19 protein-coding genes and 1 tRNA gene are annotated in these 18,878 nt (G+C 46.4%); 7 read left to right on the top strand and 13 right to left on the bottom strand.

Going from position 1 to position 18,878, the window contains the following annotated elements; translation table 11 throughout:
• Positions 1–37: 37 nt before the first annotated feature.
• Complete coding sequence (locus ACWHX8_RS09700; protein WP_447971744.1) at positions 38–349, bottom strand: transcriptional regulator; 312 nt, start codon at positions 347–349, stop codon at positions 38–40.
• 61 nt (positions 350–410) lie between these two features.
• Entirely contained in the window at positions 411–842 is a 432-nt protein-coding gene (gene tnpA, locus ACWHX8_RS09695) for an IS200/IS605 family transposase (RefSeq protein ID WP_447968894.1), read from the bottom strand.
• Positions 843–1,407: 565 nt separating this feature from the next.
• On the opposite strand from tnpA, the gene ACWHX8_RS09690 reads away from it, so the two are divergent.
• The 4 genes from ACWHX8_RS09690 (at position 1,408) to ACWHX8_RS09675 (ending at position 4,609) form a co-directional block, all read left to right on the top strand.
• The gene (locus tag ACWHX8_RS09690; protein ID WP_447971743.1) at positions 1,408–2,190 is read left to right on the top strand and encodes a hypothetical protein; all 783 of its coding nucleotides are present in this window, start codon (positions 1,408–1,410) and stop codon (positions 2,188–2,190) included.
• A 325-nt stretch (positions 2,191–2,515) separates the two neighbouring features.
• Positions 2,516–3,280, top strand: coding sequence for an iron-containing redox enzyme family protein (locus tag ACWHX8_RS09685; RefSeq protein ID WP_447971742.1), 765 nt, complete (start codon positions 2,516–2,518; stop codon positions 3,278–3,280).
• A gap of 422 nt (positions 3,281–3,702) precedes the next feature.
• Positions 3,703–4,122: a Fur family transcriptional regulator gene (locus ACWHX8_RS09680; protein ID WP_447971741.1), complete on the top strand. Its 420-nt coding sequence runs from the start codon at positions 3,703–3,705 to the stop codon at positions 4,120–4,122.
• Positions 4,123–4,126: 4 nt separating this feature from the next.
• Positions 4,127–4,609 (top strand): MerC domain-containing protein, encoded by a 483-nt coding sequence (locus ACWHX8_RS09675; protein ID WP_447971740.1) that lies wholly within the window; start codon positions 4,127–4,129, stop codon positions 4,607–4,609.
• Positions 4,610–4,885: 276 nt separating this feature from the next.
• Here ACWHX8_RS09675 and ACWHX8_RS09670 read toward each other — a convergent pair whose 3' ends face one another.
• The 4 genes from ACWHX8_RS09670 to flgM all read right to left on the bottom strand — a co-directional run bounded on the left by ACWHX8_RS09670 (position 4,886) and on the right by flgM (position 9,749).
• On the bottom strand, positions 4,886–5,962 hold the full coding sequence (locus tag ACWHX8_RS09670) for a 3-deoxy-7-phosphoheptulonate synthase (RefSeq protein ID WP_447971739.1): 1,077 nt from the start codon (positions 5,960–5,962) through the stop codon (positions 4,886–4,888).
• 1,000 nt (positions 5,963–6,962) lie between these two features.
• On the bottom strand, positions 6,963–8,021 hold the full coding sequence (locus ACWHX8_RS09665; RefSeq protein WP_447971738.1) for a glycosyltransferase: 1,059 nt from the start codon (positions 8,019–8,021) through the stop codon (positions 6,963–6,965).
• 425 nt (positions 8,022–8,446) lie between these two features.
• Positions 8,447–9,097 (bottom strand): PilZ domain-containing protein, encoded by a 651-nt coding sequence (locus ACWHX8_RS09660; RefSeq protein WP_447971737.1) that lies wholly within the window; start codon positions 9,095–9,097, stop codon positions 8,447–8,449.
• A 319-nt stretch (positions 9,098–9,416) separates the two neighbouring features.
• On the bottom strand, positions 9,417–9,749 hold the full coding sequence (flgM, locus tag ACWHX8_RS09655) for a flagellar biosynthesis anti-sigma factor FlgM (protein ID WP_447971736.1): 333 nt from the start codon (positions 9,747–9,749) through the stop codon (positions 9,417–9,419).
• Positions 9,750–9,870: 121 nt separating this feature from the next.
• On the opposite strand from flgM, the gene ACWHX8_RS09650 reads away from it, so the two are divergent.
• Complete coding sequence (locus tag ACWHX8_RS09650) at positions 9,871–10,779, top strand: hypothetical protein (protein ID WP_447971735.1); 909 nt, start codon at positions 9,871–9,873, stop codon at positions 10,777–10,779.
• A gap of 65 nt (positions 10,780–10,844) precedes the next feature.
• On the opposite strand, the gene ACWHX8_RS09645 is transcribed toward ACWHX8_RS09650, so the two are convergent.
• On the bottom strand, positions 10,845–11,108 hold the full coding sequence (locus ACWHX8_RS09645) for a hypothetical protein (RefSeq protein ID WP_447971734.1): 264 nt from the start codon (positions 11,106–11,108) through the stop codon (positions 10,845–10,847).
• Between the two features lie 243 nt (positions 11,109–11,351).
• Positions 11,352–11,675, bottom strand: coding sequence for a tetratricopeptide repeat protein (locus ACWHX8_RS09640; protein WP_447971733.1), 324 nt, complete (start codon positions 11,673–11,675; stop codon positions 11,352–11,354).
• Positions 11,676–11,954: 279 nt separating this feature from the next.
• On the opposite strand from ACWHX8_RS09640, the gene ACWHX8_RS09635 reads away from it, so the two are divergent.
• The gene (locus tag ACWHX8_RS09635) at positions 11,955–13,040 is read left to right on the top strand and encodes a hypothetical protein (RefSeq protein ID WP_447971732.1); all 1,086 of its coding nucleotides are present in this window, start codon (positions 11,955–11,957) and stop codon (positions 13,038–13,040) included.
• Positions 13,041–13,051: 11 nt separating this feature from the next.
• Here ACWHX8_RS09635 and ACWHX8_RS09630 read toward each other — a convergent pair whose 3' ends face one another.
• Positions 13,052–13,642, bottom strand: coding sequence for a hypothetical protein (locus ACWHX8_RS09630; RefSeq protein WP_447971731.1), 591 nt, complete (start codon positions 13,640–13,642; stop codon positions 13,052–13,054).
• 562 nt (positions 13,643–14,204) lie between these two features.
• Here ACWHX8_RS09630 and ACWHX8_RS09625 point away from each other — a divergent pair.
• Complete coding sequence (locus ACWHX8_RS09625; protein WP_447971730.1) at positions 14,205–14,870, top strand: DnaJ domain-containing protein; 666 nt, start codon at positions 14,205–14,207, stop codon at positions 14,868–14,870.
• A gap of 353 nt (positions 14,871–15,223) precedes the next feature.
• On the opposite strand, the gene ACWHX8_RS09620 is transcribed toward ACWHX8_RS09625, so the two are convergent.
• The 4 genes from ACWHX8_RS09620 to ACWHX8_RS09605 all read right to left on the bottom strand — a co-directional run bounded on the left by ACWHX8_RS09620 (position 15,224) and on the right by ACWHX8_RS09605 (position 18,071).
• The gene (locus tag ACWHX8_RS09620; protein WP_447971729.1) at positions 15,224–15,487 is read right to left on the bottom strand and encodes a hypothetical protein; all 264 of its coding nucleotides are present in this window, start codon (positions 15,485–15,487) and stop codon (positions 15,224–15,226) included.
• Between the two features lie 547 nt (positions 15,488–16,034).
• Positions 16,035–16,122 (bottom strand) — tRNA-Ser (locus ACWHX8_RS09615).
• An 845-nt stretch (positions 16,123–16,967) separates the two neighbouring features.
• Positions 16,968–17,387, bottom strand: a complete 420-nt coding sequence (locus tag ACWHX8_RS09610; protein ID WP_447971728.1) for a DUF6908 domain-containing protein — start codon at positions 17,385–17,387, stop codon at positions 16,968–16,970.
• A 447-nt stretch (positions 17,388–17,834) separates the two neighbouring features.
• A complete protein-coding gene (locus tag ACWHX8_RS09605; RefSeq protein ID WP_447971727.1) occupies positions 17,835–18,071 on the bottom strand; it encodes a hypothetical protein in 237 nt (78 codons plus the stop codon).
• Positions 18,072–18,878 lie beyond the last annotated feature (807 nt).

Genomic DNA, 18,878 nt, shown 5'->3' with positions numbered 1-18,878 from the left:
TTAATGTGTGTCCGAATACCTGTTCTTTTCAAAATTGTCAACCGGCAGTTTTGCTGATAACCCGGAATCGAGGAGGGGAGATGTGTTCGCCTTTGCAGGTTGGACAACGACTGGGACAGGTCAATCGTTTCCGTTCCCGAAAAACGAATCCACAATGCTGACATCGCGCAGGAGAGATGGTGAATTGGTTCTGTTGATTTCTCTCAAGACTTCTCATCACATGTGCAAGGTGATGTTCCACGTCTCTCGCTGAGCGATCAATCAATATTGCCAGTTCATGCGATGATCGCTGACTGTCTTGAAGTAATTGCATGATCCGTTGACGTAGTGTTTCATGAAGACGCTGCATAGGGAGTCTGAGTCCTCACAGGTTTTTGAGTAGATACCCACGGGCTTACGCCGCGTGGCACTTAAAATTCAAATGCAAGCTGAAGGTGCCCCTTATCTACTTGCTCTTGATGAGCTACGTACCGCCGGATCACCGCCTCATTCAACCCCACGGTCGAAGAGAAGAACCCGGGGGACCACAACACGGCTCCCCAGTAAGTCCGTTTCAGCTCGGGATACCGAAGTCGAAGTTGCCGACTCACATTCGCTTTCATCTTGCCCACAATACTTGAGACAGCATATTTCGGAGGAATCACCAGCACCACATGAATGTGGTCAACCTGCACACTCCATTGTTTGACCTCCACATCAGGGTGATAGTGCTGGATTTTCGATATATGCTCCTCCACAAAGAGCTTAATCACTCCCCGCAAAATGCGTCGCCGATACTTCGGAATCCACACCACATGGTATTGATGCTGATACGCACCATGAGCACTGAGTCGAATCTCCATGCACCAGTGTCATCCAAACCCCTTCATATGGCAAGGAGGCCCCGCTTCCAGCGGGGAGCGCTTTCACCCACGGGCTCACGCCACGTGGTCCTCCGCGCTAGCTTTGATAGATAATCTCAGATCTTCCACTCTTCCACCACATCGGTGAAATATGTACCTATAAAATTTATACATAATATCATTTAGTTATACATACTCAATTATAACGCACTAATGAATTTACATGAAGTCTTATGAGTTCTCTTATATATAGCAAATATGGTGGATGACCATGATATGACATGCAAGATATTGGAGTGGTGCTCGATGTGAGCCCTATCCAATGGCCTGTCCATCAGTTCCGTGCTGTGTCCTCATGGACATGGCTGGCGGCCGGTTTCAGGCGTAACCACCGTATTCCTCACCATTGACTCTAGCAAGCAATCGGAGTAAAAAACATAAGAAGGGTATGCAAAATACCTATCGTTGCTGAGACTGTACATGTATTTTGCCGTAGGCCAAACACGGTTACTTTGAGAACATAGATTTTAGAACGATTGCCACTAACAAGTATTGGAATATTTCAATGGGCTGGAAAACAACGGAAACTCCACTCAATCTCATCCATATTCTGCCTTCTGACGGAGATAACACGAAACCCAAATTGCCGTACGATAATTCTCAGCCTTTGAGAATTCAAGTTGGCGATGAAGCGCCTTCTCTTGGCGTGAAGTTTTTTTCTACAATTGTTGACGCAATTCGAGGAGCAGGCACACAACTTGCGGGCTTGATTCATGCGAGTCTTTCGCTGTGTGGACGTGGATGTCGAAGCATGCTTGGTGGTGTGGCTTCCTGTGTCATGGGTCTATCCGGTCATCTCAAAAATAGCATGAGTGCAAGCGTGAATCTTGTAATCCGATCGGCGCAACAGGTTCGAGAGCGCTCCGATAAAATTAGCGAAGCCATTTGGAATGTCTATAGACGAAAGAGAGAGAGTTCATCCGTCCGGTCTCGGGTTGTTCCAGCAACCATCGAACCACAGCCGTTGTCACCTGCTCCGACATTAGAACGTGACGAGTTACTGTGGGAAGTTCATGCGCTCCGCGATCAACTCACTGCCCAGCGCAATGAGTTCACTCGAGTCAATACACAGATCAGTGAATTGAAGGCCTTAGCCGTTTCCCAACAACAAGTGCTTTTGCATCTGGGTAAAGAGCTTGAATCTATTGAATCCAAAACCGTTCGCCCTGAAAAAACGTTGGCGAAAAAAGTCAAACCACGGTCATCAAAATCCGCCAAGGCGAAACCCTTTCCGTCCTCTGTGCAGTCATCACGACAGAGTTCCTTACGCGTCGATCCGCCTCGATAACCCCCCTGTAGCTTTCTGCATTTTTCGTCAAAGAATAAGACGTTCTCAATATGTTGTATTGAGCGCTGGACTCGAGGAATATAGTATTTAAACCTCACTGAACATCTATAGCGAAACCAAATAACTTCCACCCGAATGTACATCATGTACACAGCGCAAAAACACACGTCGTACAGACGGAAGTAAATTGGAACGGCTATAGTGAGATTCGCGCTCGCTTAAGAAATGGTATAAAGTTCCGAAACGTAGACAACGGCTTCAAGATTTGAGTTTTTTGAATCTAGAAATGCTGTATTGCGTGAAACTCGTAGGCAAGGATTATTGAATGAAGACACCCTTCTCTCGCACACAATTCCGTACACAATTGTTAAGCCTCATGGATCAAAAGCATCATTGGGCTTGGTCCACTTTTTCTGGACCTGCGATTGCCAAAACTCAATTGAAAATACATTATCAGCAAGAGTTTGGGGTTTATGTACGGGACTTTCCAGTATTCCTTGCCCGTATGTATGGGCAAAACCCTCCAGCGGATGTTCGCGGTATGCTGGCAGAAAATATTTATGAAGAAGATACGGGTCGATTGTCGTTAGGACGATCACACCCTGAACTATTTCTCAAAATGATGAAGGGATTGCAGTATCCCGCAAAAGTGTTTTCAAACATCACCTTACTCCCTGCCAGCCGACAGTATCGTCTTTGGCTCGAACGTGTTTCTGTTCATCGCGACTGGATAGTCGGTGCAGCCGTTCTGACCATTTTTGTTGAGGGGAGTAAGAATGATCGAAAGGAAATTCGGTCAGCGACAACACCGATGACGAAAAAACGCCTTGAATCTATCGTTCGGCGACATCCCTTAGTCTGTCATCATGGGGTCTCGCCTGAATACATGGATTTAACGCGAGCACATCAAATGGTTGAAAACGGCCATCGACACGATGCCTATAATATGGTGGTGATGCATGCCACAACCCGATCCAGGCAAGAAGCGATTCTCGTTGCGATAAAGAAATCGTTACGGCTGTGGCTTCGCTATCGTGAAGGTGTTGCAAAGGCCTGTGGGGTCAAGCCTCTTTCCGGGGAAAGCATCTGAGCTGCTTGTCGGTGTTAGTCGCTCCTCGCGAGAGTCGTCGTTGTGTAGTGATGCGCGTTCTTCCATCCTGACACGTCTCTATTATTTTCGTAAATGTCCTGCCTTCTTTCAAATCTCTCGCAGCTTATAGTCGATTCAAATAACTTCCTCATGTTTGACGTGAGTCATGACGCAAGATTCGTCATCTGTGATCAATGAGAACGCATTTGGACTCGCTGTAATTGGTGGTGCATTGTTTTACCTGATGCCTTTGCGCTTGCTTTACTCCTGTAGCTTCCTCCAAGTTCGTAGTGGTCAAATGAGAGTATTTATCGATGCAGGCTTACTCTGAGTCTGACCTGCTTACGGACATTTGACGCGCTTGACTTTTATGGTGAAATGCTTATAATTGCAAGGGGTTTGCAATTAGAGGGGTGAGACGTATGAAGTCAAGTATTGATGAGGATTTACGAGCGGCTGGCCATCGGTTAACTCGAACTCGTCGTGCGGTCTTAGGGGTTCTTGAACGAACCACCTATCCTCTCAGTGCTTCTGAACTCTATGAGCGGTTGCAAAAGAATAAGGTCTCGATCGATCTGGTAACGGTCTATCGAACACTCACGGTTTTGCGTGATCTTGGGGTTGTGGCTCAAATTGAGCTTCACAAAGAAGGTCAAGCCCGTTTTGAGATTCGTCATGGACGTGAACACCATCATCACATTCGTTGCCAAACGTGTGGTCACATTGCAGATTTACTATTATGTCCGCTGAAAAAGCTGACAGCGTTTATTGAAAAAGAAACGCAATTTATCGTGAATGAACATACATTGGAATTCAGTGGTCTTTGCCCGAAATGTCAATAATCCTATGAAAACACTCGGCCCCAAACTTTCAAAAGCTGGATCAATCGCTTCGTTGGTGTGTGCAGTTCATTGTGCGCTCACGCCATTAGCCCTGTTGGCACTTCCTGTCATTGCAGCCCATTCATCGGGTGGGTTAGACGTGCTTTTGGGCGGGTTTCTAGCCGAGACAACCGAATGGTTTTTTGTTGGCATCATTGGCGTACTCGCAGGATTTGGTCTTTTAGCCACCTATCCCTTACATCGCGATATTCGTCCGGCCTATATGACGGGGCTCGGTCTTTTCTTGCTTATTGCCGCGCATGTCTGGATGGTTCCGAGTAGCTTTGGGGAGATTGCACTTGATGTATTAGGCGCGTCTCTCATCGCCTTTGCAGGGTTTTGGAACCGTCGCCTGTGTCATTGCCTTGGTTGCCACACACATGAACATGAGCCAACGTTAGCGGGTCCAACGTTTGAACAAGCCATTGATCCGTCCCTAAGCAAATAGCTTGCTTCCGTTTCTTTCGAACTCTTCACTCATAAGACTATTTTCCAAGGTTTCCCTCCAACTATGGTAGCAGGTTCGGCAAGCTATGACGTAGATACTTGAGCACCTGTGAGGCAAACGTAAGAATTTGAGAATTACAGAGTAGGGGAGCGTTGTAGAGAGAGAATACTCAACTAGGAATGGAGATACAGGACCCACCATTCCCAGCGTTGTGAAGAGTCCAAGAGATTAAGCTGAAAATATCTTCATTGTGCGGGTATGGTAAACGGTATCGAATTACAACGATACCGTTTTTTCTTTAGACGTACGCTCCAGTCCCTCTTGCAATTCGTTGATGACACGTTCGGTTTCATCCCATCCCAAGCAGGCATCAGTGATAGAGACACCGTAGGCTAACTTCTTGCCTTTTTCCCACTTCTGATTGCCAGCGTTTAAATGACTTTCTATCAAGAGGCCCATGATGGCTTCTTGTCCTTGACAGATTTGCTGAAGAACGGTCCGCGCAACATTGGTCTGGCGTGTGTGATCTTTTTCTGAGTTACCATGAGAACAGTCCACCATGATTGGTCTGGAAATTTTTTCGTTCGCCAGCGCTGCGGCAGCTTGGTCAATATCCGCCGGTTGGTAATTCACTTTCCCTCCCCCGCCACGAAGGACAATATGTCGATCGTGATTCCCATTGGTTTTAATGATTGAGGTTACACCGTCAACATTAATGCCGATGAAACTTTGCGGATGGCGTGCGGCAATCATGGCATTGAGGGCCACCTGAAGACCTCCGTCAGTGCCATTTTTAAAACCAACAGGCATCGAGAGGCCACTGGCCATTTCACGGTGCGTTTGGCTTTCGGTCGTTCGCGCTCCAATGGCCGACCAGCTGATCAGATCGGAAAGATACTGTGGCGTGACGGGGTCAAGAAATTCTGTGCCACAGGGGATTCCCATTCCATTGATATTGAGCAGGATGGTTCGAGCTAATTGAAACCCAGCATCGATATCGCAGCTCGTATCTAAATGCGGGTCATTAATCAAGCCTTTCCACCCAACGGTCGTCCGGGGTTTTTCAAAGTAGGTCCGCATGACAATGACAAGATGATCCCGAGTTTTTTCTACCAAGCCTTTTAATCGCTCGGCATATTCGTAGGCCGCTTGCGGATCATGGATAGAGCATGGACCAACAATTACCAGGAGACGATGCCGGTCACGTCCACTCAGGATATCTTGAATGGCTTGACGTGTTTGACGAACGAGAATTTCCGCATCTTCGGGTAACGGATGTTTGTGCTTTACCTCACGGGGCGTCATTAAGGTTCCGATATCGATGATATTGCGGTTATCAATTCGTTCAGTCATGATAAAATTCCTCACGTTATAGCAATAAAATAGGAGTCAAGATCTGCAGATCTTCATCCCTCTTAAAAGTGCAGGCTCTCAAATATACGAATATATGTGTTGTCTCTTTTGGTCATGACCTAGCAAATGTTACGTAATGAAGGGATAGCTTCATTGTAATTCAGCCATGCCGCATTCGCAAGTGACCATGTGGTCCCCAAAATTTTACAAACACTCCACTGCCAATATCTGAAAAGTGGGCGATGCACAAAAGAACACATAGAAGATTCACGAAGTCTCGGTGATTCTAAATGTGCCACACATGAGAATAGTTTCTTCATCAAGCCAGTAAGCCCTCATGGATTGGCCGGATCGCGACAACAACCGAAGCCTATCTACATAGGGGCACACAGTGGAGTCTGTTAATCTATGGGTCTGTTGAAAAAAGCCGTCAGCGGCGTTCTCGCCATTTGGCAGTGCTCACGTAATGCCAGTACGCTGCGCGCGTCCAAATGGCTGCGGCCTTGCTGAACGGACTTTTTTGAACCGCCCCGAGGCTTCTGATAGTCAATATACTCCTGGGTATTTGGGGCTGATGATATTCTCAATATTCAACACTCCCTCTATTGATCGCAAAAGGCGGCTTCGCGTATCCCAAGAAGTTCAAGCGGATTCTATATCTCGCAGCAATGCAGACGGATACGCCAAAATCAAACTAACGCCTACAGTTGCCTTAATCGAGTTTCATGGTGTTTGTACTGAAAAAATTGAGCAACGGTTTGTTGGAGAGACCTTATGGGTGAGTGCTCCTGCATGGAACAGGTATACGGATTGTTAAGACAATCGATGTCTTTCACCTGAATTCTTATTCTGTAACGTGGAGCTTTGTTTCCAAACCCAACGAGTCTGCTTGGATTAGACTGGGTAAGGCTGATTGGGAGTTTTCCGACATGCGACCAAAAGTGAGTATCGTCCTGGAATTTTTCCCTCGAGTTTTCAGGAGTGAATAAAAGTTCATGCCCTACGACATCGAGTCCATCATGTCCAAATAGAGTTGTTGATACTTTGCGACAAATGTTTCCTTGGAAAAATTTTTCTCAATAACCGGATGACAGTTTACGGCATAGTCATCATAATTCTTTATGAGCTGCTGAATAGCCGTCTTTAACGACTCTACGTTTGGCTCAAAGACAAGACCACACTGAAATTTGGCCACGAGGGGAGCTAAAGAACTTGGCGCACTGACCAACACCGGCTTCCCCCATGCTAAGGATTCTATCCCACTATGGGGTGACGGCTTGATACTATGGTATTCAAGGCCGGGAAGGATTGTGGCATGGACGGATTGATACACCTGATCCATTTCAATGACTCCATTTTTCACCTCAACGTTTTTTACCTGAAGTCTGTGTATGTGTTCTTGTAATTCAGGAAGATTTTTCTCCCTCCAAACAAACACAAATTGAACATCAGGCATATGCTTTGCCGCATTCAACATGAGAAAAATACCTCTCGACAAGAGATCATAGCGAGACGTTGGACTCGTGGCAAAAAGAATTGTAAATGGACCAGTAGCGGGAATAATCGGGTTTAATGCGACCCCAGGATAGATTAACTTCACATTCTTGTCATCGATACCGCATTGTCTTAAAACTTCTTGATGCCGTTCGGATTCAACCACAATATATTTGAGTTGGCGTAAGTACGGAATATTCTTTTCCACGTTTGCTAACGATCCCGTATCTTTCGTAATCGTGATGAGCGAATTCATGGAACACAGCGTAGGGGTCAGGAGACGTTCTCCTCCGGAGGCAAAAATATGATTTACGTGAAATTGGGAAGCAAATGTACGTAAGAAAGGCAAAAAAATGAGCGAAAATGGAAGCGGTAAATATTTTGTATTCTGAAAAATACTTACCTTTTTCGTTGTTTTCTGATTGCACGTGATGAGGTTGACTCGATGTTTCCCCTCCATATGACGAACAAGGATATCGACTTCCTTAGAGGCGGCCTCCCATTGAGGGGCATAATTAAATAGCCAAAAAGCAATGCCAATACCTTGTTTGTTATTGTCCATCATTACATTTTTGATATCCAGGTTTTCGTGAACCTGCTTATGCCTCTGTGGAAAATTGCGAAAATAGGAAAAAGTGTCTCCCGAAGGTGCGCATCTCTTTCGGACAGCATGTCGATTGCTTCCTCGCGCTGATGACTGTGCACGTCTTGTTCGCACAATCCAATCGTGCACATAAGATTCAGCGTACTGTTTCTTTAAAATAATTCGGTTTCACAGGTTAATTCTTTAGCCTTTTCGACTGAAACGTCGTTGTAATCTTCCATCCTGCACCTAACTCGATTCCACTGGAGTGCCCGGCAATCGGCAAAATCAGAGGTTTTTTTACTGCATCGAATAAAACCGAGTAGAGGATGGTGGAATGGATGCAGCCAATCAGTACGATGTGGTTGTGTTGAGGGGAAATGGAAGCTCAGTGCATTGGGATTCCATTACACACTTGTATTAATGAGCTTTGCCTGTTGAGAGGTATACCAGTGTAGAAGATCGAGGCGTGCAACATCGGACTCAGACTGAAAGCAAAACTGTACGCCAATGTGGAGATCCGGGGTTGGGTCAATCCATTCAATTTTCCCGGAAATTTTTGAATTATGAGAAGACCCTGGAAGTTGACACGTTAAGATCACCTGCATGCTGGTTACGGCAGGCCACGCGTTTGCCTCAGCCATTAATCGGCAGCCAGTTGGACAGAGATCGCTAATGGTCACGGGAAGAACGGCCAAAACTTTGGATTGATCATTCATAGGACGGACCGTACCTGAAACATCCACAGTAAGGCGTGGGTACACTCTTGCTGCTTGGTGAATGATACTCTCTGGAGGGTTGAGACGAAGAGATTGTGAAGGAATAGATATGTCTTTGATTGTCGTTTCAAACTGGTATGTGTCACCATCGAGAAGTGAACGGCCTTTGACGAGGGAGCCCGGAGTTAAGCGTGGAAGTGGTGAATCTTGAGGCAGTGCGCAAAGAAGGGAGTGATCCATCCCGAGTCCTAATAATTGAGACCGAAGGATAGTCGAATTGGGCTCAGCGGGAATAGTTAGCCAAAGCGTATTGGAACTCGAAGAAAGAAGGGTTCTCATGTCTCAGCCAATGCTCATCTTTCGCGTACAAATCTCAGTCAAAGGCGTGTGACCAATACTGTGCTCAACCACTCCAACATCCAATCGTTCATTGAAATGAAGAGGTCAGTCACTCCAACCAGGCTTCACGTGTATTGCAATTGCTCATGCGACATACACAAAGTCACCCAAACGTATTGAGGCGTTCTTCTCTACTCTTCGGTGCGTTTGAGGAAAAAGCTAAAGAAGGTTCTGAAGGTAGCGTATTTGAGCGATAACAGCAGGAAATTTGAGAAGTATGGGGGTGAGAAGGGGAAGGGTCGGCAATATACCTGAGAGATTAACGTAACGTACGTGTACTATCAGCAATGGCTTCTCGAATAATACGATCCGCAATATCTTCACTTGAAATGTGATAGTGACCTGATTCAAGAGCTTCTTTGATTTTTTTCACTTTTTCTTCTCGAATATCAGGAGTCTGCTGTATCGCATTGATAAGATGATCGTACTCTCCTTGCTCGGACGATAAGCTCAGGACATCCTTGGCGGTATTCTGGGAGGTTGGAGTTAAAGGTTCTGAAGTGGGTGCACTGACTTTGGGTACAATGTGCGTTGATTTGATCGTGATATTGCCAGGAGAAAGATGATTCCCACTACTAGGATCAATGGTCATATTCTGTATCCTCCATATCCTCAGTCATGAATCTACCTGGTAGTATAGATAAAATATCCAAAAATGGGAAGAGAACAATGCCATCAGCAGTATACTTCAACGATGAGAAAAGGGTGAAAAAATGGCAGAACTTATGATACCAGGACAAATTACAACTCTCACAACTCTTGACCCTGGGGAGATTCGTATTATTGAACTGACACTGCCCAAACAGTGGGAGGTCGAAGGAAGCCTGTACCCTGTTCACGATACCATGCGACCAGGAACCGCCTTCCTGACAAAGCCCTGGGGCAGACGTACGGAAAAGCGGCGGAGACGGATGTACACACGCTCCAATTCCAGCATTCATTCAGAGCTTTGCCTAGAGACAATCGTGAACTTCACCCATGTCGAGAAGTCTGACACGTCAGAGTGGTGGCAAACAGATGATTGTGTTGAATGGCAACAATCTGCTCAACCGCTTGATATAAAGGTGGAGTGGAATGAAGACCGTACGGCGCTCAAAATCTATGAAAATAGCCAACAATGTCTAGACACGAACTTACGACTCGAGCCTGACGGCGAGTGGAAAGCCATGCAATTTCTTGCCTTGGCGTTTTCTACCGGGGTTACGCCGTTTCTTTCCTATCTACGCTATATGAAGCACCAGAACTTTGGCCGATCAGATACGCATCCTGGAACAATGTTCCGATTAATTGTCAGTGTTCGCTCACAACAGCAGTTAATGGCACATGAGGAGCTTCTCGCCCTTCAGCATCAATTTCCTGAAAATTTCTGGTACCATCCTGTACTAACAAGAAGTTGGCCAGAAGACTGGCCGTTTACGCGAGGACGGATTATGCATGCGAGGCAGGCGACAACGGAAACGGAGGATGCGGTCATCGATCTCAGTCCGCTATTGGCCATTGTTCCCGAAATTCAGCCGTACCATGTACGGTATTGTGGGAATAAAGCGGGCCTGGCTCAACTACAGCAAGGGATTCAACAGCAAGGGCTGGAGCCACGCAGCATTCGAGCGGAAGTGTGGTAGAGGAGACCGTTTTCCTTGGCACACGTCGAAATGAAAATTCTGTGCGAAATGAATATGAAACGTCGCTAAGCCGATTGGGTATTTTTAAGGGTTAGTGGTCTGGGAATTTCTGGACGACGAATCAGTCGAACCACGGGTTTTCCTAAAAAGGCATGATGCCCACAAATTAAACAGTGCAAACTCAAGGTTGCCAAGAGTTCTTGTTGAAGTTGTTCAAGGTGGACTGTCCGTGAGCCACATCGTGGGCACCGTGGATGTTTTGATGTCGAACGGGCAGGAGCCGAGGTAGATGGTTTTGTTGTTTTGAGGGCATTTCGTTTCATAGTCATGGGCTTTCGTGAGCTGGATAGAGGTTTATGGACGGATGGTTTTGGAATCGGTTTATTCTTCATTACCAGAATGTACGTAACAAGTTTTATGCCATTCCCACTGATGTTCTAATCTCACATAACGGTGCATATCATCGCGAAAGTTAAGGAAACAGGTAGATTGGGAAAATAAGACCGGCAAGTCTTACCCAGCATTCTGGGTTGAAAATAGCCTACAAGAACATCGGCATGCACATAAAAAGTTTAGCGTGATGGAGACGGAGAGCTTGCGGAGGACTTTGCCAGGATAGCGGCAGCTCGCGAGGATAAATTGTCCGCTTCGGGGTATCGCTTGGCCTCGCGAAGCAAATCGGCATATTTTTCGAGAATGGTCACCACGTCACGATGATCGGGGCCACTGAGTTCCTCTTTCAACCGTAAGGCTTTTTTGTACTGCAATTCCGCCTTTGTATATTCCTTCTGCGACCGGTAATAGGAGGCCAGGCTGTAGAGGCTACTGAGCAGTAAGGGATTGCCTTTCCCTAGGTTTTCCGCATGTTCGACAGTCTGGAGCAATTGTGTTTCCACATTAGATCGCGTAGGAGTTGTTCCTGGCCGTGAATGTTCTGGCGATGGAAAACGTGGAGATTGGCGTGAACAGCTTTGCATGGTGAGGCTGACCAGGCAAGCTCCTATGAGAAAGCATGTTGTTATGTGTGGGGGCAATGTCATTCTATATGTGTGCATTGGTTCGCATCTCACAGAGAATTTTTGGTTGATTTTTAGAAATTGTAGAGTGGATGCTCTCTGAATAACAAGTCAGGTTCGTGACGAAACGCAATAACTGGAACATGAGGAGGTAATATTGTGTCTCTTGTTTGGTGTTCGATTTCAGGACATGGGTTTGGACATGCAGCGCAGCTTGTCCCCATACTTAACGAGTTAGGGCGACGGAATCCACAGATGCGGGTGTTGTTACGCACATCGATTCCTGCTGCCTTTTTTCAAGAAACACTTTCTGTTCCCTGGGAATTGTCATATTCACAGCAAGATATCGGCTGCGTTCAAAATGGTCCGCTGCATATCGATATCGAAAAAACATGGAATGCGTATCAGGAATTCCATGAAAATTGGAAAACTCGTGTTAAGGATGAAGTTGTGGCGATGCGACAGGCAAAGCCAGCGCTTGTGTTGTCTAACATTTCGCATTTGAGTATTGCGTCCGGTGTTGAGGCAGGTTATCCAACCTCAGCGTTTGGATCCTTATCGTGGGATCAGGTCCTCGACGAGTATCGTGTCCCAGGCTGTTCGGAACACATCGCCATCATTGAACAGATTCGTCATGGCTATCAAGGCGTCAACATGATGATCCGACCGTACCCCGGTATTCGCATGACAGCGTTTCCTGACGTGATCGATGTCGGGCCTGTATTATTGCCCCGCGTGGAGCCTCAACCAGCTATACGTCATGAGCTCAAAATAGATTCACGCGAGCGACTGGTTCTTATCGCGTTTGGAGGCATCCCGTTATCATCGCTTCCACTGAAGCAACTTGAGGCGGTACACGGATATCGGTTTTTAGTGAGTGGAGCGTTGGACTGTCGTGGATACGCACGAATTGGATCTACCAGTGCCGTCGGGCTTCCATTTCGACAAATCTTGGCTGAAGCGGATATTGTGGTCACCAAGCCAGGGTATGCAACGATCGTCGAAGCTGTACGGCTAGGCCTACCGACGGTCTATGTCAGGCGATATAATTTTGCTGATGAGCAGCCACTCGTCGATTTTGCCCATCGTTATGGACGGGCAGCTGAACTAGGAGTCAATGAGTTTGAGTCCGGACAGTGGGAAAAAACATTAGAGCACGTTCTTTCGCTTCCACTCCCCAATGAATCTATGCCTTCCGAAGGAACGGGAGCTGCCGTTGATCATATTCTGCGCATATTAAAATAAGAGAACAAGCCCTACCACAAGCGTTGCGTGAATGATGTACGATCAGGAGTTAAGGACGGGTAGGGTGTAATAGTCAACGCCTCAAGATTATTTTCAAAATGATAGTCGGCAGTCTCTCGATCTTTCCAAAAAATACCGGTCACTTCGACATAATTTCCCATCGCTATTGAACTCCCACCCTGAGTCCGATCATGTCGGCCAAAGACGATGAGCGATACGGAGTCTTTCTCTAAGACAAAGACAAAATCAAAGAAGAGTTCTGTCTTGTCGAGATGCATTTCTGGTTGTTTCACGATACCGCGGACCGTCACCATTTTTTGATGAAATCGTTCGGGGAATTTTAACAGCGTTTCAATCGAGACAAGTTCCTGATCCATTTCTTCAGGATCTTCAGCCAGATACTCAGTAAAAAACAGACCAGTGCTGGCCGGATTTTTGTATTTCACATTTTGAGGAGCATAGTCGAAAGACTGAAAATATTTGTGGAAAGACAAACGTAAAGAAACCGGAAGTGAATGGGTATGAAGCTGTGAAGAAAGGATGCTGGTCGTGATGGGACTTTGGAATAGTAAAACGCTCAAAATAAGGAGCAAGCCAAGCATGTGCCTCCTAACAATACCTAGAAAACCAATAGTTGCATTTCGTGCGTATATTTAAAGCGAAACATTAGAATTTTCGGTATCTTGTACATAACCAATTCTCAAGTGTCTGTTCAAAAAAATAGCGAGAAAAATAATCGTAACATGTTGAAAGTATTGGAAAGTTGAATATATTTCACCGGATTGGGTATCATAATAATAGATATGACACGTCAAGAACGCTACCAACAACGCCACAAGGCCGCAGGACTCTGCATCTATTGTCCTCGCAAAGCCATTAGTGGATGGTTTTGCGCCCATCACCTGAGAAAGCGCCGAACATCAATGCGTGCCCAAAACGGTAACCGTCCCTGGCATCCTGGTGGCCCTGGCAGACCACCACTCACCAGAAGAGTTCACTAATCTTTCCTCTTACCCATTTCGTTTTTTACCTTCCGCTCAGGTCTATGCTACCTTCCTGCCGTGTACGCAAACGATAGAGTCTCATGGTTTCAACAGAAACGAATTTTCAACACAACGATCATAGACAAGAGAAATTTCAAGTATTACTTTATGGAGGCTTCACTTGCCACGCCTTGATTTTTACGCCGTCCTCGAAGTTGAGCCAGACTCATCACCTGAGCATATCAAAAAAGCCTACCGAAAGCTGGCCCTGCGCTATCATCCTGATCACAACCAAGGGAATTCAGAGGCAGAAATTAAAATTCGAGAAATTAATGCCGCCTATGAAGTACTGAATGACGAAGAAAGCCGGAAAGCCTATGACCGCTTACGCTTTGGAGGCTATCGTCAGCAAGTTGATGGATTTGGAGAGTCAGAGGATGCGACGCCTGACCCGGGAGTAGCCTTCGAAGCCATGGAGCGGACGTTGCGGGAAGAAGCGAAAAAAGACGTCTTTTCTGTCCTGATAAAAGATCAAGCACGAATTAACGAGGAATTGTCGATCATACGGAAACGGGTTGTGGCCAAGCAGGGATACGATACGTTTCAAGAAAGCATTGTTCTGCAAAGAGCCCGAGAAGTCATTCTCACCTTTATTTCGAAAGACATTCTTGCGCGTCGAGAACAATTGTTGGATGTGGCACATCAAATGCTCGTCTCTCAAGAGGTCTGCCAAAGTCACAATGAAAAAGAAGTCAACGCGTTATACAAGCAACTTGAAAAGTTCTATGACGAAGGGTGGGCTGACGGATACCTTCAAGCCTGTCAGTTATTTTATGTCAGACGGTAATGCAATTGAGATCGTACGGAGGATGAGATGGCTGATTCGTTATGGCCGAATATACAAAGATGTTTGATGGAGATTGGTCTCAGCGCCTGACTTGCAAATGAGTGCGATAAGAGGATCATTGGCGTTTGATCGTGAAACTTCTGAGCTTGAAACATCAGACCTGCTGAAATCATCCTTCGTTTCATGGAAGGATGATTTCAGGAAAAGTCTAGCCACAGTTGAAAGAGTAGGGATTTCAGAAGTGTCGTCTTCGATTACACGAGAACACTGAAAAAATCACACCAAGCCCAACCCGGTGTTACATGTGCCCATCGTATAGAGAATGTGCCCCTAGAAGAGCCATGCTAACGCCATTACCCTTTATCTAAGAGAGATGACGTATCCTGTTGTGTGCCTTGCTGTGATGAAAACTGCGATTGCGACAAGGCTTGAGCCGCTCGTGAAATCTCGACTTTGATGCCTTGCTCTTCAGGGTTTCCAGTTTGCAATGCACTCTTTGCCGACTCCTTCTCATCTTCTGGTCGTTGCACGGCAGTTGCTGGCTTACTGGCAGACGAGAGCGTGTTTGCCACCTGACCCAATGGACCTTGGCCCTGTTCAATACCTGTAATATTCATTTCGACACCCCCTTACATAAAATAAACGTGGAATCGTGTGGCCTTGTCCTACCCTTGTCGGCTGGATCCGTATTCACTTGAGTCCGTGAGAACGGAGCAATCTGCAGGCAAAAAGAAAGACCGAGGAACGCCTCGCAAGCTTGAAGAAGAAGCACAGAAAAGAGTGAAAGGAATGTCTTATTAGACAAGAAGATGTCGTGAAGAAGAATGGCTCGACAGAAGAGCGTCGAGTGAGGTACGCATGCGTAGGAAGAATGTTACATCTGTTTCTAGAAAATGTCTGACCCAACGTTCTCTTGTGACTTCTTACTGAAAAATAGACGGCATTCGTGAATATTGGCGGAGGGGGTAGGATTCGAAGTCGCTTAGGTGCTACGCACGCGCTCCCACTAGGGGGCCAGCCCCCTCGTGCCTACGCTGCGCTTCGGTCACCCCATGAAGGGGACACATCCCCTTCAAAACCCCTGTTCGAATCCTAATCCCGTTATTTGTGGAGGTCTTTCGTACGTGCGGCCTTGTAACAATTGAGAAGACGATACATGGTGTGTGGCGGAGGGGGTAGGATTCGAACCTACGGTCCCGTGAAGGACTCCGGTTTTCAAGACCGGCCTATTCGTCCACTCTAGCACCCCTCCAGATTATCTTGCAGAATCTCAGATAGATTATTGTCGGCATTTTTCAGTCGTTGGGGAGTATATGTACGTGTTTCTTGAAAAACAACTCCATATGGTATCGGTCAATACCCCTTACTTACTAAAGCTAGAGAGAGAAAGGCGGCATGCTCTTCTGTGATGCTTGCTTATCCTAGAGTCCAACAATCCATTATCATGGCAAGGCCAACCCTCGTAAACATACTTTTGTCTTTTGGCTGTCTCGTTAAAATCTTTACGTCGATCTGCCAGCCGAAGTTATGCGAAGGCTGGCGGAGGGGCTGGAGTTAAAAGTCTCTGCGGTCACCCCATGAAGGTGACAGATCCCCCTCAAAACTCTTACCCAAATCTCACTCGTATGAATGAAAAGGCCTGGTGCTCAAATATTGTACTGCAATATTTGGTGGTAGGTTGGGTCCATCACCGAGTCGGGGCATCAGATCCCACAAAGAGCGAAAATCTATTAATTGTTATAGTCATATGAAAGCAAGGGCTAGAACAGTTTTTCAAGAGCGACGTTTTTTGTCAAACCTCATGGTGCGTGGGGGATACTGAAAACTCATCTTCTCGTGGCATTCCGAGTGAAAAACGGGGTAGTGCTTTGTAAAATGTGGTCATCCACAAAGCTATGGGAATTTTTGCCCCGCCTCGGTGATGGACCCTGCGTTGGAGAAAAACCAGCAACAGTCATTCAATCCTGGCATCATCACCACGAACGAAGACTGTGTGGACCTCGCGAGAGATCCACACAGAAATCTGAAGGCCAAGCCGTCGAGCAACAAATGAGACATCGAGGCAGGAGGAAGTAGGGGAGTCCATAGTTTAAATTCCTAGCCTTCTAGAACATCGCGGTTAGCGTTTTTTCCCCAAAACCCCTGTGCGCGAATATTTTTGAACCACCTTTGAGCAAAGGTCAGTAATCCTTTTTTCAAACGAGGCCGAACATGCGTTCGACAGCCATTCTCATCATAGTCATAAACAAATTGATGAAGGCCCAAATAGTCATTACGAAACTCGATAGGTTCAGCCATATCTTGTCCAGAATGAATTATGAAAATCATTTCAGGGTCACGCATGAGGTCACCATTCTGTGTACTCCAATGCATAATGGCAATGAGTTCATTCCTATCGCCATCGAGCCCAATGTTTTCAATACTCAACGGCATATAACCGCCAACCGTCACTCTGACCGCTGAATGTCCATCCAACAACAACATAAGATCATGTGAAAACCGCAACATCCCCGTCATGACACTCTCCTTCGTTAATAGACACGGTGAGAAAGAGGAACCGCCAAATGCCCATCAATCAGCTAGCTCTCCCCTAAAAAACGTTTCCTGAACCTCTCACAAAGACCGAGGTTCAGCAGAAGACTGGAAGACAATTGAGGGAAATGTGGAAACGCGAGAGCTTCCGCGCTCATACCTGAGGGTGGTATCGAAGGCAGGAAGGGGGAACGGTCGCCTCCTTTGCCCTCAATTCATCATTGCCTCTGTCCGCGAATGGAAAGGCGGGTAGGGGAGCGAGGACAACCGGAGCGGTTGCCCACGGCATCCAGACGCTGTGGAGATGTGGCCACGCCTGAGCGCGTGACCCACGAACACGACAACTTCATTCCACGTAGTTAAAAGGTTCGGGAAAGAAAAGCAGAAACATGGCCTCCAGCCTAATGGCTAGAGGCCATTGGGTGAGTCCCATTATGCATCCTCGTCCATCATCCACTGACGAGCTTTCTTGAGAACCATTTCGACCTTCGTGAGATCGTGAAGCCCGAAAGAGCTGGTGTCTTTGGGATTGTTCTCACTGTCTACAAACATGCGGGACAAGGTGATGTTGTAATACTGCGCATTCTCACCCTGGTTCAGCCAAATAGCGGCTTTGACATCATGTTCGCGAATGGTGTGAACGGGTTTTGGTTTGTGGGTGGTGTCCATGTGAGCCTCCTGGTTATGTATTAAGAACGCCTTCTGTCGTAAAAGCCCAGAAGGAATTCTTAATAACCAAGGAGAGGCAAGACAGGAAAGATGGGACGCTCAAGGCACGAGAATCATGGGCTGTGCCTGAAGCATGAAGGCAGAGCCCATGAGGTGACGCAGGGCAGGAGGCCTATTTTTCCTGACGACAGGACAACACGCACAAAGGAAAATAGCTTCCTACTCATTGAGACGGTGAGGAGAATCGAGAATGATCAACCGGAAGACAAAAGGATTACGACGAATATGTTGACGGGCAATAAAGATAATAGGAGAACACTGTTATCCAAATGGATACGAAAGGTATCCTTATAGATACAGCGATGTACGCGGAGGGAGACAAGAAAGCACGTAACACCGAGCGAATGTCGTAAATTTAGACCTTTGTCTCTTACGTTTTCGCTTGTGGTATTCGAGGTCCTTATATTGCAGGTTCGCTCTAGTAGGTCGTACTAAATTATCATTTGCCATATGAGCAATGTCTTTAAATTTAGAGAAGAATCCTTACTCAGTTCGTAGCTGCTTTACAAATGGGTCTGTTGTGTATCTGAGCGGGGAGGGGAGTGCGTTGTCGAATAAGAGGTTCTACGCGTAGGGATGCGAGTATGGATGCTTAGCAACCGATCCATCGCCAACGCCCAGGACTGCATTTTCATCAGATAGTTCTGCAATAAGATTGTGCAACATTGAACCCGTTGTTTTCATTGAAGTTGAAGTCTAGTTCCAGAAAGGATCATTTTTGCAACCTTTTTGTTTTTATACTGGGTA

The organism is Nitrospira sp. M1 (assembly GCF_965152605.1).
This window is presented reverse-complemented; position numbering and strand designations above follow the sequence as displayed.

What these genes read in the sequence shown, in the direction of transcription:
- ACWHX8_RS09650 (WP_447971735.1), top strand. Translation starts at nt 9,871, where the DNA reads ATGGCAGAACTTATGATACCAGGACAAATTACAACTCTCACAACTCTT.
- ACWHX8_RS09690 (WP_447971743.1), top strand. Translation starts at nt 1,408, where the DNA reads ATGGGCTGGAAAACAACGGAAACTCCACTCAATCTCATCCATATTCTG.
- tnpA (WP_447968894.1), bottom strand. Translation starts at nt 842, where the DNA reads ATGGAGATTCGACTCAGTGCTCATGGTGCGTATCAGCATCAATACCAT.
- ACWHX8_RS09685 (WP_447971742.1), top strand. Translation starts at nt 2,516, where the DNA reads ATGAAGACACCCTTCTCTCGCACACAATTCCGTACACAATTGTTAAGC.
- ACWHX8_RS09645 (WP_447971734.1), bottom strand. Translation starts at nt 11,108, where the DNA reads ATGACTATGAAACGAAATGCCCTCAAAACAACAAAACCATCTACCTCG.
- ACWHX8_RS09670 (WP_447971739.1), bottom strand. Translation starts at nt 5,962, where the DNA reads ATGACTGAACGAATTGATAACCGCAATATCATCGATATCGGAACCTTA.
- ACWHX8_RS09675 (WP_447971740.1), top strand. Translation starts at nt 4,127, where the DNA reads ATGAAAACACTCGGCCCCAAACTTTCAAAAGCTGGATCAATCGCTTCG.
- ACWHX8_RS09700 (WP_447971744.1), bottom strand. Translation starts at nt 349, where the DNA reads ATGCAGCGTCTTCATGAAACACTACGTCAACGGATCATGCAATTACTT.
- ACWHX8_RS09630 (WP_447971731.1), bottom strand. Translation starts at nt 13,642, where the DNA reads ATGCTTGGCTTGCTCCTTATTTTGAGCGTTTTACTATTCCAAAGTCCC.
- ACWHX8_RS09620 (WP_447971729.1), bottom strand. Translation starts at nt 15,487, where the DNA reads ATGAATATTACAGGTATTGAACAGGGCCAAGGTCCATTGGGTCAGGTG.
- ACWHX8_RS09665 (WP_447971738.1), bottom strand. Translation starts at nt 8,021, where the DNA reads ATGATGGACAATAACAAACAAGGTATTGGCATTGCTTTTTGGCTATTT.
- ACWHX8_RS09680 (WP_447971741.1), top strand. Translation starts at nt 3,703, where the DNA reads ATGAAGTCAAGTATTGATGAGGATTTACGAGCGGCTGGCCATCGGTTA.
- ACWHX8_RS09605 (WP_447971727.1), bottom strand. Translation starts at nt 18,071, where the DNA reads ATGGACACCACCCACAAACCAAAACCCGTTCACACCATTCGCGAACAT.
- ACWHX8_RS09610 (WP_447971728.1), bottom strand. Translation starts at nt 17,387, where the DNA reads ATGACGGGGATGTTGCGGTTTTCACATGATCTTATGTTGTTGTTGGAT.
- ACWHX8_RS09660 (WP_447971737.1), bottom strand. Translation starts at nt 9,097, where the DNA reads ATGAGAACCCTTCTTTCTTCGAGTTCCAATACGCTTTGGCTAACTATT.
- flgM (WP_447971736.1), bottom strand. Translation starts at nt 9,749, where the DNA reads ATGACCATTGATCCTAGTAGTGGGAATCATCTTTCTCCTGGCAATATC.